Source organism: Nocardia vinacea NBRC 16497 (genome assembly GCF_000308835.1).
Lineage (GTDB): Bacteria > Actinomycetota > Actinomycetes > Mycobacteriales > Mycobacteriaceae > Nocardia > Nocardia vinacea.
On sequence record NZ_BAGN01000204.1, the window covers coordinates 27,201 to 44,079 of the forward strand.

Below are 16,879 nucleotides of genomic sequence, written 5' to 3' on the forward strand. Positions count from 1 at the left end.
CGCCGCAGCAGCGTGTCACAACCACTCGTGCAGGACTTCCGCGATACGCCGGAGCGCCGCATCGGTGGTCATCCGCCAGTGTGTGGTGGCCACCGGATGGTTGTGCACGGAACCGGCCACCGCGGGCGTCCAGGTCGCGGCGCCGACGGAACCCGTCGGATCGTCGAGGGTAGCGGTGAAGTAGACGAGGTCTCCGTCGAAGGACCGCGCACGATATGCCGCGTCGAGAGCCGCCGAATCGATCGCCGCGGCCACGACCCGTTCGATCCGCGCGGCCCCGAAGGATGCGAACGGCTCGGGGAGCGTGCTCAATCGCTGTGCCAGCTCAGACAATTCCACCGTTTCGTCCAGGCCGAATTCCGCGGCTCGAGCGCCGAGCAGTCCACCGAGAAGTTCTGGCACCGTCACCTCGATCCCCGCGAGTTTGGATCCGGCGCCGATGTCGAGTAGTCGACTGTCCATCATGCCCAGCAGCGCCACCTGCGCGCCTTCGTCCTGGAGTTGGACGGCCATGGCATGCGCGAGCACACCGCCGAGTGACCAGCCGAGCAGGTGGTAGGGACCCTCCGGTTGCACCTCACGAACGTGTTTGACGTAGTGCCGCGCCCAATCCTCGATCGAATCCGGCAGTGGGTCCGCTGAACTCAGCGCGGGTGACTGGAGTCCGTAGATGGGCCGATCCGCATCGAGATGGGCGGCCAGCCCGGCGAACGACCACGCGATGCCCCCGATCGGATGGATACAGAACAGCGGCTCGGCGGTGCCCGAAACCCGCAGCGGCAACAGCACATCGAATGCCGCGTCGGCACCGGCGCCCTCTGTGCCGCGCGCACGCAGCTCCGCGACGATGCCCGCGGGGGTGGGGGCGGTGAACACCCACATCACCGGAATCGTTTCGGCCATCGCTTCGCTCAACCGAGCCGTCAGCTTGGTCGCGATCAGTGAATTGCCGCCGAGTTCGAAGAAGTTGTCATCCAATCCGATACGATCCAGGCACAGTACATCCGCGAAAATCTCGCAGACCATGGTCTCGAGCGCTGTCGTCGGTGCGCGGAAAACGCGGGTCCCGAGCTCCGGTTCCGGCAGTGCAGCGCGGTCGAGTTTGCCGACCTGGGTCAACGGGACGTCGTCGAGGACCACGATCGCCGCGGGAACCATATGCGACGGCAGGGTCCGTGCGGCCCAGCGGATCAGCCGATCCGGATCGATCACCCGGTCCTGGGCGGCCACCACGTACGACACCAGAACCGTTGCCCCAGCGGAATTCTCCCTGCCGACCGTGACGGCGAAATCCACTTCCGCATGGGCGGCCAGCACCGCGTCGATCTCGCCGAGTTCGATTCGGAAGCCACGGATCTTCACCTGGAAATCGGTACGGCCTCGATAGTCGAGTTCGCCCTCGGCATTCCATGCCACCAGATCACCGGTGCGATACATCCGGGCACCAGGCTGGAACGGGTTGGCGACGAAACGATCCGCCGTCAGGTCAGCGCGGCCGAAGTAGCCCCGCGCCAACTGCACTCCGGCCAAGTACAACTCACCCGCGACGCCGACCGGAACCGGGCGCAACCGCGAATCCAGTACGTATACCTGACTGTTCCACGCCGGTCTGCCGATCGGCACGGCCAGTTCATCGGACCTGCGCACCTGATGGCTGGTGATCGACACCGCCGCCTCGGTCGGGCCGTACAGGTTGTACAGCGACGTATCAGGCGCCGCCGTCGCGAATCGGCGCGCCAGCGCGGCAGGCAGCGTCTCACCGATCGCCAGCACCTGGCGCAACGAGTCCGGCAGCCGACCCGTCAGCAATGCGTCGAGCATCGATGGCACCGCGTGCAGCGTGGTCACGCCCGCACGTGTCATCAGCTCGTTGAGGTATGCCGGGTCGCGGTGGCCATCCGGCGCTGCGATTACCAGGCGGCCGCCGCAGGCCGGGGCCGACCAGAATTCCCAAACGGACAAATCGAACGTCGCCGCTGTCTTCAACAACACCGCGTCATCGACGGTCAATCCGAATTGCGCTGTCTTCCAGACCAACTGGTTGACGATCGCGCCGTGTGTGACCGCGACCCCCTTCGGGCGACCCGTGGAACCCGACGTGAAGATCACATAGGCCGTGTGCTCGGCGCGCAACGGCGCGATCCGCTCTGCGTCGGCGATCGGCGCGGCGTCCACCGCGGACAGGTCAAGTCGATCGATCAGCACCACCGGCGCGGCGGTGGTCTCGAAACCAGCATCGGCATTCGTCAGCACACAAACCGGTGCCGCCGTCTCCAGCATGTAGTCGGTCCGCTGCGCGGGTTGATCCGGATCGACCGGCACGTACACACCGCCGGCCTTGCTCACCGCATACATCGCCACGACCAGATCCACCGAACGCCGAATAGCCAACGCCACCCGTGACTCCGGGCCCACACCCGACGAAATCAAGTACCGCGCAACCTTGTTCACGCGTCCATCCAGCTCACCGTAGGTGATTCGAGTGCCATCGGCAGCGACCAGCGCCGTGGACTCCGGTGTGGCAGCGACAGTCTCGTCGAGCAGCGACACCAATGTGGTGGCCGTATTCACCTGGTGCGCGGTGTCGTTCCACGCCGTGCGGATTCGTGTGTGTTCTTCGGTCGCGAGCAGATCGATAGCACCGACCGGCACCTGCGGATCCGCGATCACGGCATCGAGCACCCGCACGAACCGGTCCACGAAACTCCGCACCGTCGACTCGTCGAACAGATCCGCGGCGTAGGTGAAGAAGCCGCCGATACCCGTCGGCACACCGTCCTCGTCGTAGCTGTCGGCCATGATCACATGCAGATCGAACTGCGACAGCTGTCGATCCGTTTCCAACGCCGTGACGGTCAAGCCCGGCAACTCCATCCTGGCCGGGGCCAGATTCTGGAACGACAACCCCACCTGGAACAGTGGATGCCGCGCCGTCGAGCGCACCGGATTCAGCACTTCGACCAATTGCTCGAACGGCACATCGGCATGGGCGAACGCTTGCACGTCGATATCGCGTTGCCGCGCAAGCAAATCCGTGAAACTCGCACCCGCATCCACCCGGGTACGGAACACCAGGGTGTTGACGAACATGCCGATCAGATCGTCCAGCACCGCCTCACCCCGGCCCGCTATCGGTGTACCGATCGCAATATCGTCGGTGCCCGACAAGCGAGCCAGCAACACTGCCAGTGCGGTATGCACAACCATGAACAGTGTCGCGCCCTCGGCCCGTGCCAGCCCCGCCAACGCCGCATGCGCACGCGCATCGATGTGCAACTCCACTCGGCCGCCTGCGAAGGACTGCACCGCCGGCCGCGGCCGATCTCTCGGCAACTCCAACTGATCCGGCAGGTCGGCAAGGGCTCGTCGCCAGTAGGCGATCTGCTCGGCCGCCATCGACCCGGGCTGGTCCGCATTGCCGAGCAACGCACGTTGCCACAGCGTGTAATCCGCGTACTGCACGGCCAGCGGCGACCAATCCGGTGCCCGGCCCAGCGCGCGAGCCGCGTATGCCGACGCCAGATCACGAGTTAGGGGGCCACCGGAGTAGCCGTCACCCGCGATGTGGTCGACGACCATGGCCAGCACGAATTCGCCGTCCGAGATCCGGAGCAGCACGGCGCGGACGGGCACTTCGGAAGTCACGTCGAAAGTCGTCGAAATCAGTTCCAGCACAGCCGATTCCACCTCGGCGGCACCGATGGTCCGGACCTCCAGCCGCGGCACCTCGGAGTGACCGGGAGGCAGGATGACCTGCACCGGATCCGCTGGATCCCCTGGCTGCGGATATATGGTTCGCAAGATCTCATGGCGCACAACGACATCGGTGAAGGCCTGCCCCAACGCGGCGATATCCAGATCGCCGGTCAAACCGATCGCGACAGGAATGTTGTATGCGGTCGACTCGGTATCGAATCTGTTGAGAAACCACATCCGTTGCTGTGCGGGCGACAGCGGAATACGCTCCGGCCGTGGGCCCGCGACCAGGGCGCGGCGACTCCCGGTACCGGTGAGCTTCGCCACCTCCCGCGCACAACCCGCGACGGTGGGCGCGGCGAACAGCACACGCACCGGAACCCGGGCATCCAGTGCCATGCCGAGGCGAGCGGTCACCCGCGTGGCGAGCAGCGAATTGCCGCCCAGCTCGAAGAAATTGTCGTCGGCGCCGATCCGCTCGATGCCGAGCACCTCGGCGAACACACGGGCTACGGCGCGTTCCGCTACCGTCGACGGTTCCCGGTAGGTGCGCGCCGCGAACTGCGGTTCGGGGAGGGCATTTCGGTCGAGTTTGCCGACCGCGGTCAATGGAATCTCGTCGAGCACCACAACCGACGCGGGAACCATATGCGACGGCAGGCTTCGCGCAGCCCACCGCGCCAGTTGATCCGGATCCAGCGACCGGCCCAGCACATACGACACCAGAATCGTGGCCCCGCTGGGGTTTTCGCGCCCGATGGTTACCGCGTAGTCCACGTCGGGGTGCGCGGCGAGCACCGCGTCGATCTCCCCGAGCTCGATGCGGAAGCCACGGATCTTCACCTGGAAGTCCGTGCGGCCCAGGTACTCCAACTCCCAACCGGTGGCCGTGGCATTCGGTACCCCGACCCAGCGGACCAGATCGCCGGTCCGGTACATCCGGTCGCCCGGCGGACCCCACGGATTCGCGACGAAACGTTCCGACGTCGAGCCGGAACGTCCGTGATAGCCGCGGGCGAGTGCCGGGCCCGCCAGATACAGCTCACCGGTGACACCCGCGGGCACCGGGTGCAATCGCTCATCGAGCACCGCCGCCCATCCGCCTGGTACCGGACGGCCGATCGTTATCCGTTGTCCCGCAAGCAGAGTCGTGTAGGTGGCGCCGATCGTTGCCTCGGTCGGGCCGTATCCGTTGATGAAGCGGCGACCCGGCTGCCACCTGGCAAGCAGTTCGGGAGTGGTGGCTTCGCCCCCTGCGGAGACCACCGCCAAGTCGTCCAGGGCAGCGGGATCGACGGTGCCGAGCAGCGCAGGGGTGATGATCGTATGTGTAACCCGTTCGCCGCGCAGCAGGTCGTGCAGTTCGGTGCCGCCGACGATATCCGGTGCGGCGATCACCAGGGTGGCACCGGTGTAGAACGCGCTGGAGAACTCCTCGACCGATTGGTCGAAACTCGGCGAACACACATGCAGCATCCGATGTTGCGGCCCGAGTCCGAGCATGTCGACAGTGTGGCCGACGAGCCCACCGAGCCCGGCGTGGGTGACGGCGACCCCCTTGGGCAATCCCGTAGACCCTGACGTGTAGATGACATAGGCCGGATGCGACATGCGCAGCGGCGCACGACGGTCTGCGTCGGTCACGGCGGCAGCCGAGTGGGCGGCGCAGCGTGCGAGCACCGCGGGATCGTCGAACACCAGCCAATCCACCGTGTCGGGTAGATCCGCGTGCTGAGCGACCGTAATGCCCACCACCGCACCGGAATCGGCCACCATGTGCCGCACCCGGTCCACCGGATAGCTCGGATCGACCGGCAGATACGCGCCACCGGCCTTGGCGACCGCCCATACCGCGGCGATCATCTCGTACGAACGTCGCATCGCCAGCGCCACCACCGTCTCCGGCGCGACACCTCGATCGATCAGTTCGCGCGCCACACGCGACGACAGCTCGTCGAGCTCACCGTAGGTATACGTCCGCCCCGCGTCGCGCACCGCGACTCGATCACGCCCGAAACCGACGCCCCGGGCCAGCAGATCCGGCAGCATCCCGACGGTAGCGGGGGCGCCGCCGCCCATCCGGGTCAGCCGCTCGTACTCGTCGTCGACCAACAGCGGCAGATCGCGCACCCGCGTCGCGGGCTCGTCCACGACCGCCGCCAGCACCCGGACGAACCGGCGGGCAAACATCTCCGCCGTACCGTCATCGAAAAGATCACGCGTGAAAGACATCTCGCCGCGCACCCGGTCCGAGTCGCCATCCGCGGCCGACATCGCCAGCGCCAGATCCCCGACCTCGCCCGGCGGACTCTGGAACGACAGAGCCACCTGGAACAGGGGATGCCGATCCGGCGAACGTCGCGCTCCCAACAGATCGACCAACTCGTCGAACGGAATGCCCGCGTGCGTGAACCCTTGCAGTTCACACCGGTGTGCCTCCGGTAGAAGGTCGGCGAAGCGCGCGGCCCGATCCACGCGGGTACGCAGCACCAGCTCGGCGCCGCGGCCGCCTGGCGTCGGAGTGCCGATCGCGATGTCGTCGGAGCCTGACAGCCGCGCGAGCACTACCGCCAATGCCGTGCGCACCACCGCGGTCCATGTCACGCCCGCCGTGCGCGCAAGCTGTCGGAGACCCAGGTCTACCTCGCCCGGTACCGAGAACTCCACCTGCCCACGGACATCGGACCGCACCGCCGTGCGCGGCCGGTCCGTGGGCAGCTCCAGCCGATCGGGCAAGCCCGCCAGTGCGGTGCGCCAGTACCGAGACCTGGTGATCGGGTCATCCGATTCGGTGTCGCACAGCAGCGCGATATCGGCCGCGGCACGCTCCGGTGTCGCGAGCAGATCGCTGAGCACGCGGCGCAGCCGATCGGCCACGGCCTGCGCCGTCTCGTCGGCGACGATATCGCGCCGATACTTCACCTGCACCAGCGTCCGGGTATCCAGGAAGACCACAACCGTGATCGGATAGTGCGTGAAGTCGGCCCCGCGCATTTGCTCGATCCGCAACCCGTCGATGGCGCCGCCGGCCTGCTGCAGCCCCTCGGCGTCGACCGGGTAGGACTCGAAGACCAGCATCGTGTCGAAGAGGTCGTCACGGGGGATGGCACCCGACGGAGCTTGCGGAGTCGGCGGGGTGGGTGGGCACTGGGGGATGGCAGCCGACGGAGCTTGCGGAGTCGGCGGGGTGGGTGGGCACTGGGGGATGGCAGCCGACGGAGCTTGCGGAGTCGGCGGGGTGGGTGGGCACTGCCGGGCAGCGACGCGTTGGATGGCGCCGAGTCCGAGGTGGTGATGGTCCAACAGTGATGCTTGCTCGCCCTGCAAACCCTCCAGCAGAGCCCGCACCGTTGTGCCGCGATCGAACCGGATCCGCACCGGGATGGCATCCACGAACAGGCCGATCATGTCGCCGATACCGTCGAGTTGCGGCGGTCTGCCGGAGACGGTCGCGCCGAAGACGACATCGTCGCGTCCGGTGCTACCGGCGATGACCAGACCCCATGCCGCCTGTATCACCGTATTGGCGGTGACTTCGGCCGTTGCCGCGAACGCCGTGAGCGCCGAGGTCTGTGCGGTCGGCAGATCGAATTCACAGACGCCGAACCCGTCGCCGGTCGCCGTGGGCCAGACCAGTTCAGGGGCGAGCATGGTCGCGGTGGCGCCGGTCAACACGTCCGACCACGCGCGTACCGCGGCTTCCCGGTCCTGTTGCGCGAGCCACCGCAGGTAGTCGCGGTAGGGCCGGACCGGTGCGAGCAGTGACGTGTCGCCGCCGGTCGCGTACAGGACGAGGAGCTCCTTCATCAACAGCGGCATCGACCAGCCGTCGAGCAGGATGTGGTGTCCGGTCAACACGAGGTGGCTGTGTTTACCCGCCCCGCCGACTCCGCAAGCTCCGTCGGCTGCCATCCCCGTGTGTTCATGGTGCCCGGAGTCGTTGGTGTACACCGTGAATCGCAGCAGCGGCGCCACCGCCGGATCGAATCCGCGTCGCCGCTCGGCGACCAGCAGTTCGGGCAGCTCGGCCTCGGACACGCCGTCGACAACCTGCCACGGCACCTCGACCCCGTCCAGCACCAGCTGCACCGATGTCCCGTCGACCGTGGGTACGAAGGCCGACCGCAGGTTCGCGTGCCGGTCCAGAATGGTCTGCGCGGCTCGGCGCAACCGGCCCATATCCAGCTCGCCCGTCAGCCGTGCCGCCAGCTGGATTATGTAGGCGTCGACCGAACCGTCCAGCAGCTCGATGAGCACCCGCAGCGAATTCTGCAGCGGTGACAGCGGCAGCACATCCGACAGTCCAGGATGATTCCGCCGCCACTGGTCCAACTCGACCTGAGAGACCCGCACAAGCGGCACATCCGACGGAGTCAGACCACCGGCAGCCGGATCCGTCGAGTGGTCGGCAATCGCGGTGAGCGCGGCCAGCCAGTCCTCGGCCAACTCCCGTACCGCCGCCTCGTCGAGAATCGCGGCGGCAAAGGCGAACGACGCCACCATCCGCGGGCCATCCGCGGTATCGCTGACGATCGTGTTGATGTCGATCACCGCGGACAATGGGAGGTCCGGATTCGGCTCTGCGGCAATAGCTCCCAGTTCTCCGGTCGGCAACCAGTCCGAGAGGCCATCGGGCACCGCACCCGTCGAGACACGGCCGAGGTAGTTGAAGCTGATCTGCCCGAGATCACCGGCCAGCGCGTCGGCGGTATCCGGATTCAGATGCCGCAGCAGGCCGAAACCGATGCCTCGATCCGGCACGGAAAGCAGTTGCTCCTTCACCGATTTCAGCACCGCCCCGGTTGCCTCGCCACCGGCGTGGGCGGCTTCGGTGTCGATTCCGGACAGGTCGATGGCCACCGGACTGATGCTGGTGAACCAACCCACGGTGCGGGTCAGATCAGCGCCGGGCACCGCGTCTTCCTCGCGACCGTGCCCCTCGAGCCGCAGCCGAGTGACCGGAGCATCGACGCCGCGCCGCGCCCGCCAGGAACGCACCGCCATCGCGAGCGCGGCGAGCAGACTGTCGTTGGCACCGCCCTGGTACAGCGCGGGAACCTTGGCGAGTACCGCGTCGGCGACCTCGACCGGAACCCGGATATCGAATACGCCCCTGGTCTGGAAGGTATCGGCGACCGGGTCCAGGGCACGCGCGCCTAACAGCGGATCCGGCGTGGCCAACACCCGCTGCCAATAGCCGAGTTCCTCGACACGGTCCGGTGTGGCAGCCGCTTCCACCAAGGCGTGCGCCCAGCGCCGGAAGGAGGTGCCGACGGTGGGCAAAGCCACCGGCTGCCCGGCGCTGCGCTGCGCCCACGCCAGCACCAGATCCGGGATAAGGATGCGCCACGACACACCATCGATCGCATAGTGATGGACCGCGACGGCGACAGCATCGCGCGCATCGGGTCTGCGCAGCCACGTCAAGGTGATCATCCGGCCCGCAGCGGGATCCAATGTGGCCAACGCGGAATCCATGGCCGCGTTGGCAATTCGGTTCAGCTCGGCCTCGTCGACACCGGCGGCCACCTCGACCTCGGCGACCAGCGCGTCGGCCTCGACGGCGCCACGCCCCAACACCTCGAACCGCCATGAGCCGTCCGCCTGCCACACGCGCGAGCGCAGCACATCATGATGGTCGAGCGCCGCGCCGACAGTGGCCACCACACCCGCGCGATCGATCCCCTCCGGCAATCCGAGCACCATGCTCTGGGCGAACCGACCGAACGAACCGTTGGCGAGGAACCAGGCAAGTACCGGAGTCAACGGAACCGCGCCGACGCCACCGCCGGGCAACTCCGCCAAAACCGCCGCCGCCGACTCCGAGCCGACCACGGCAATCCGAGCCAACCTCGCGGCTGTCTTCTGCTCGAACACATCCCGCGTGGTGAACACCATCCCCGCCGCCTTGGCCCGCGACACCAACTGGATCGACATGATGCTGTCACCACCGACCGCGAAGAACGAATCGTCCACCCCGACCCGCGCCACGCCCAGCACCTGCGCGAAGAGTTCGGCAAGCCGCGACTCCACCGCGCCGACCGGAGCACGCGACACCGCCGTCGGGAACACCGGCTCCGGCAACGCTCGACGGTCCAGCTTTCCATTCGAAGTCAACGGGACCCGGTCCAGCACCACAATCGCCGCGGGCACCATATGCGACGGCAGGATCCCCGCCGCATACTCGCGCAGCACCGCCGGATCCACCACCCGCCCCGGCGCCGCCAGCACATATGACACCAATGCCGTTGCACCACCGGGCCTTTCACGCCCCAGCGTGACCGCGAAATCGATATCGGAATGTCGGCCGAGCACGGTGTCGATCTCGCCTAGCTCGATACGGAAACCACGGACCTTCACCTGGAAATCAGCGCGACCGACATAGTCGAGCTGCCAATCCGTCGACGGAACGGCGAGATTCCCTGCCCGCTGCTCCGGTGCCGCGTACCAGCGCACGAGGTCGCCGGTGCGATACATCCGCGAACCCGGCCCACCCCAGGGATTGGCGACAAACCGTTCCGCGGACAACCCGGCACGGTTCCAGTAGCCACGAGCCAACGCGGCGCCGGCCAGATACAGCTCACCCGTAACACCGGGTGGTACCGGATTCAACCGCGAATCCAGCACGAACGCCGAGCTGCCCAGAATCGGCTTGCCGATCGTGATGTGCTGCCCCGCAACCAGTTCCACATTCGACGACATGACGGTCGCCTCGGTCGGACCGTACGCGTTGAACAACCGGCGGCCCGGCTGCCACCTGGCCAAGAGCTCCGGGGTCAGGACATCCCCACCCACGAACAGCACTTCCATCCGGTCCGCACCGGCCGGATCGACCGTGCCGAGCACCGCCGGCGTGATGATCGTGTGCGTCACCTCCTCGGTCCGCAGCAACTCGCCGAGTTCCGGTCCGCCCATGACATCCGACGGCACGACCACCAACGTCGCCCCCACCGAGAACGCGCACATCCATTCCATCACCGACGGATCGAAACTCGGTGAACAGATATGCAGGTACCGGTGGTGCGGCTCGAGACAGTACTGGCCGACCGAATGATCGACCAGATCGCTCAACCCGCCATGGGTTACGGCTACCCCCTTGGGCAGGCCCGTCGAGCCCGAGGTGTAGATCACGTAAGCCGGATGTTGCGTCCGTAACGGCGCAATCCGCTCGGCATCGGTGACCGTGTCGGCGGACTTGTCGGCGCACAACACCGCCGTCGCCGGTGCATCGAGCACCAGCCAATCCACCGCATCGGGTAGGCGATCGACGTAGTCGGATCCGGTAATGCCCAGGGCCGCACCAGAATCGGTCAGCATGTGCCGCACCCGATGCTCGGGGTGAGCGGGGTCGACCGGCAGGTGCGCACCACCGGCCTTGGCGATCGCGACTGCTGCCAGCACCATCTCGTAGGAGCGGGGCAGTGACACCGCGACCGGCAGTTCGGGACCGACACCTCGATCGATCAGGACTCTCGCCAACCGCGACGACTGTTCGTCGAGTTCGCCGTAACTGATCGACCGGCCCTGGTATCGCACCGCCACCCGGTCCCGGCCCAAGGCAAGTCCACTGGTCAGCAGATCAGGCAGCAACCGGGGCGCCCGCATGTCATCGTCGTGGACCCGGGTCAGCAGGGCCAGCTCGTCGTCGCCGAGCAACGGCAGATCACCGATCGGGTCCGCGGGGCGGTGCACGGCGGCCGCCAGCAGCCGCAGGAATCGCTCGGCGAAAATCTCCACGGTGCGCCGGTCGAACAGATCGGGCGCGAAGGACAGGTTCGCGGTGATGCGGGCGCTGTCTCGGTTCTCTCGGACGTGCAGGGACAGATCGAATGGCCCGCGTGCGACGGGAGTCCGGTCACCGGCGGACAACATCACCTGCACCAGCGGGTGACGTGCGTCCGACCGAACCGGATCCAGCAGTGCAACCAACTCGTCGAAGGGCAGGTCTGCTCGTGTGAATGCCTGCAGGGCAATGTCTTTCGCCTGTGCGAGCAGATCGTCGAAGGAGATTTCACCCGGCACCCTGGTGCGCAGTACGACCGTGTTGACCGATCCGCCCGTTTCGGCGGGGGTGCCGATCGCGATGTCATCGGTCCCCGATAGTCGCGCAAGCAGTACCGCGAAGGTCGCGTGTACAACGGTGAACACCGTCGTGTCGTGCGCGACTTGATGTAGCCGGTGCTGCAGGTCAGCACCGATCTCGAACTCGACGCACGAGTCCGCATGAGAGGGGACGGCAGGCCGTGCGCGATCCATGGGCAGGTTCAGCTCGTCCGGCATCCCCTGGAGCGCGGTGCGCCAGTAGCGCGTCTGCGCGATCAGATCGCCGCGATCATCGAAGAACCGATTGATTTCCGCCGGCGTGCGCTCCGGCGTCGCAACGAATTCGCCGATCAGCCCGCGCAACCGCGCGGCGAGCGCCTGCGCGGTGGCGGTGGTGATCATGTCGCGCCGGTACTGCACTTGTATATGCAGTCGAGTGCCCAACTCGACCACGACAGCCACCGGATAGTGCGTGAAGTTGCGACCTTGGAGATCGACGACTTCCAGCCCGTCGATCGTCGCGTGGGCCTGCCGCAAACCATCGGTGTCGATGGGATACGACTCGAAAGCCACAAGAGTATCGAACAACTCACCCGCACCAGCGCTGCGCTGAATATCGGCCAACCCGATGTGATGAGAGTCGAGCAACGAAACCTGTTCGGACTGTAGCCGAATCAGCAGTTGCCGTGCCGGTGCATCGGAGTCGAACCGAACCCGAACCGGGACGGTATTCGCGAACAGGCCGACCATTTCGTCGACCCCGTCGACCTGCGGCGGCCGCCCGGAAACCACCGCGCCGAACACGACATCATCGCTTCCGGCGCAGGCCGCGAGCACCAGACCCCACGCCGCCTGGACCACCGTATTGACGGTGACTTCGGTTGCCGCGGCGAACCTCAGCAGCTCCGCTGTCTCGGCAGGTGACAGGTCGGCGGCGCACACCCCGTGGCCGTCGGCGGGCGTCGCGGGCGGCGGCAGGGTCGTGGCCAGCCGAGTCGGCGTCAGACCTGCCAGCGCCGCGCGCCACGTTTGAGCGGTGGCGTCGCGGTCGTAGCGCGCCAGCCACGCGAGATAGTCCCGATACGGCTGGACTCGCGGCAGCGGAGTCGAATCACCGTCGGCCGCATAGGAAACCAGTAGTTCCTTCATCAGCAACGGCATCGACCAGCCATCCAACAGGATGTGATGCGCGGTCAGCACCAGATGTACGCGGCCGGAGTTCGTGCGATACACCGTGAATCGCAGCAGCGGCGCCACTGTCGGATCGAACCCGAGGCGTGCTTCGGCGGCCAGGAGCGAGGCCGGATCGGTGTCCGAGGTGTCGACGATCCGCCACGGGACCGTCACACCGTCGGCGACGATCTGGACCGGGGTGCCGTCGACCGAAGTTCTGAACGCGGCCCGCAGGATCGCATGCCGATCCAACATCGCTTGCGCCGCCCGCCGTAGGCGATCCAGATCGATCACGCCGGACAACTCCACCGCCAACTGCAGCAGATAGGGATCTGCCGAATCGTCGGAAAGCTGTGTCAGGAAAAGCAATCCGAGCTGCAGCGGCGACAGCGGCAGGACATCGAGCAGACCCGGGTGCTCCCGCTGCCAGATATCGAGTTCACCCTGGGTGGTCCGCACTAGCGGGACATCAGCCGGAGTCAGGCCACCGGCCGCCGGATCGTGTACATGTCCGGCGAGCACGGTCAATGCGGCCACCCAGTACTCGGCCAGCTCTCGCACGGAGGCCTCGTCGAGGATCTCGGACGCGTACGCGAACGACGCACTCATCTGCGCGCCCGCGTCGGTATCGGTAACGATCGCGTTGATATCCACCACGGCGGCCGCGGGCATCGCCCGATCCTGGTCGGCTTCCGGGGCGCCCCAGTCGGCGGTCGGCAGCCAACTGAGATCCGTCAGCCCTTCCGGCAAGTCGCCTGCGGAAATCCGACCGAGATAATTGAAACCGATCTGGCCGAGCGCACCGTCGAGCTCGCCCGCGATATCGGTGTCGAGATAACGCAGCATGCCGAAACCGATGCCTTTGTCCGGCACCGCGAGCAGCTGTTCCTTCACCGTCTTGAGCATCGCCGCGGTCGCGTCGGCGGTGTTCCACGCGGCATCGGCGTCGATGCCGGACAGATCGAGCACCACCGGATACATGCTGGTGAACCAGCCGACAGTGCGGTTCAGGTCGGCACCGGCGACGGTGGTTTCCTCGCGACCGTGTCCCTCGAGCCGGATTCGCGTGGTCGCGGCATCGACCCCTCTTTTCGCCCGCCACGAGCGCACTGCGAGCGTCAACGCCGCGAGTAGACCGTCGTTGACTCCGCTGCGATACAGCCTCGGCAATTCGGTCAAGACCGCATGGGTGATCTCGGCCGGCACCGTGATGGTGAAATGCCGCACCGTTGCCGCTGTGTCGACGACCGGGTCGAGTGCCCGCGCGCCCAATAGCGGATCAGCGACGGTCAGAACCTGCCGCCAGTACGGCAGTTCGCCGGCACGGTCCGCGGCGGTCGCCGCCTCGACCAGACCGTGCGCCCACCGCCGGAACGACGTGCCGACGTCGGGCAGGGCGATCCGGTGGCCACCGTCGCGTTGCGCCCACGCGGTCACCAAGTCCGAGATCAGAATGCGCCACGACACGCCATCGATCACGTAGTGATGCGCGGCGATGATCAGCGCGTCCCGGCCGTCCGGTCGAGTCAGCCAGGTGCAGGCGATCATCCTGGCCGCCGCCGGGTCGAGCGTATCGAGGGCGGAATCCATTGCCGCACTGGCAGTTCCGCATAACTCATCGATGTCCAGTCCCACCGGCACGTCGACACGAGTGAGCAGGGCGTCCACGTCCACCGCACCCGGCGGCAGCGTGTGTAGCTGCCATCGCCCGTCGTCGGACCGCAACCGTGCGCGCAGCATGTCGTGGTGGTCCAGCACCGCGGCGAGCGTGGCAACCAAACCCGCTCGGTCGATGTGCTCGGGTAGCGCAAGCATCATGTGCTGGGTGAACCGGCCGAACGACCTCCCCCCGACGAGGTGGGCGGCCAGCACCGGTGTCAGCGGAATCTCCCCGACACCGCCGCCGGGTAATTCCGCGAGCCTCGGCGTGGGTTCGGCACCGACAACCGCGACCCGCGCCAACCCGGCCACGGTGCGCTGCTCGAACACATCCTGGGGGGTGAACACTATCCCCGCCGCGCGGGCCCGTGAGACCAGCTGGATCGATAGGATGCTGTCTCCACCGGCGGCGAAGAACGAGTCCTCCGCCCCGACCCGCACACCGAGCACTTGTGCATACAACTCGGCGAGCCGGGATTCGACGGCGCCGACGGGGGCACGCGACACCGCCGCCTCGAACACCGGCTCGGGCAACGCCTGTCGATCGAGCTTTCCGTTGGCGGACAAGGGGATCGCCTCGAGCACGACGATCGCCGACGGCACCATATGGCCGGGCAATGCGGCTCCGGCGAAGCGCAGGAGTTCTCCGGTATCGATGGAAATGCCGTTGCGCGCCAGCACATAGGAGACCAGTACGGTCGCGCCGGAGGGCGCGAGCTTGCCGAGAGTCGCGGCGTATTCGATATCGGGGTGACTGGTCAGTGCGGCGTCGATCTCACCTGGCTCGATACGGAAGCCGCGGATCTTGACCTGGAAATCCGAGCGTCCCAGATATTCGATCGCGCCATCGGCCATGCGGCGCCGCACCAGATCGCCGGTGCGATACATCCGTGCGCCAGGGTTGCCGGCTGCCCCGCTGAACGGATTCGCCACGAATCGTTCCGCCGTGAGCGCCGCCCGCCCCAGGTAGCCCTGCGCGAGCGCGGGACCGGAAAGGTAGAGTTCGCCGGTCACTTCGGCGGGTACCGGCCGCAACCGCGAATCGAGCACCACCGCGCCGACACCCGGCAGGGCGGTACCGATGGTGATCGGCTGACCGGGTACCAACTCGGCACTACCAGTGGCGAGAATGGTGGCCTCGGTGGGCCCGTAAGCGTTGTAGAAAGACCGTCCGGTGATCGCCCACCGCTCGACGAGTCGGGGGCCGAACGCATCACCCGCGACGACCACGACCCGCAACGTGTCGAGTCCGACCGGATCGACCGACTCCAGCGCCGCGGGCGTGATCAGCATGTGCGTGACACGTTCACGGCGCAACAGGTCGGCGAGCTCGGCGCCGCCGAACACCGTCGGCGGGGCCACCACGAGCGTCGCGCCGGAACTGAAGGCCAGCAGCAGCTCGAGTACCGATACATCGAAGTTCGGCGAACAAACGTGCAGCACCCGCGAATCGCCATCGACCGTGTAGCGCTCTCGTTGAGCGTCGACCAGCATCGCAATACCTGCGTGCGTCACCACAACGCCCTTCGGGCGACCGGTGGAGCCGGAGGTGTAGATGACGTAGGCCGGATGCTGTTCGGTCGGTGTGCCCACCCGGTCGACGTAGGAGATCGGATGTGCGGGCCGGGCCGCGATGCGTTCCCGGTGCAGCGGATCATCGATGTCGAGCCAGTCGATCTCGGTGCCGAACCGCGTGCGATGCGTCGAGTTGGTGAGCCCCAGCACCGCCTGAGAGTCGGCGACGATGTATTCGCTGCGCTCCGGCGGAAGGGTGGGGTCGACCGGCACGTAGGCCGCACCGGTCTTGGCGACGGCCCATACGGCCAGCACGGATTCGATCGAGCGGGTGAAGCCGACGGCGACGATGTCGCCGGGGCCCACGCCCCGCTCGATCAGTTCCCGTGCCAGTCGTGATGACGACTCGTCCAGCTCCGTGTAGGTGAGTTCGCGCTGATCAGCGGGTTCGCCGGTCGGGTTGTAGCGGATCGCGATCGAGTCGGCCGCGGATTCGACCGCGGCCCCCAACAACTGCATGAAGAGTGGGCTACTCGATCTGCGGCGAATTCGACCCCGAACAGTGCGACGAACCCTATCCATTCGAGTACTACAGTCCTCTCGCGTCGAGCCCACAGATTTTGCCGAAACCAACGAACCCGGCCGGATCCCGGCACACCGTTGGCGGACCAGTGTCGAACAAAGCGAGAAGGAATCGATTTTGGAGTATTTGTGCCCTATCAAATCACAAGCACCGACGTCATGACGTCACACGGGTTACATCCGGGGCGGGGCGCTCACCGGTTGCTGGATC

1 protein-coding gene is annotated in these 16,879 nt (G+C 66.8%); it reads right to left on the reverse strand.

Going from position 1 to position 16,879, the window contains the following annotated elements; genetic code table 11:
• Positions 1-15 precede the first annotated feature (15 nt).
• Positions 16-16,605, reverse strand: a complete 16,590-nt coding sequence (locus ON44_RS52845; RefSeq protein WP_040695618.1) for a non-ribosomal peptide synthetase — start codon at positions 16,603-16,605, stop codon at positions 16-18.
• Positions 16,606-16,879: the final 274 nt, after the last annotated feature.

Excerpts from the sequence above, each read along its gene's own strand:
- ON44_RS52845 (WP_040695618.1), bottom strand. The coding sequence starts at position 16,605 with ATGCAGTTGTTGGGGGCCGCGGTCGAATCCGCGGCCGACTCGATCGCG.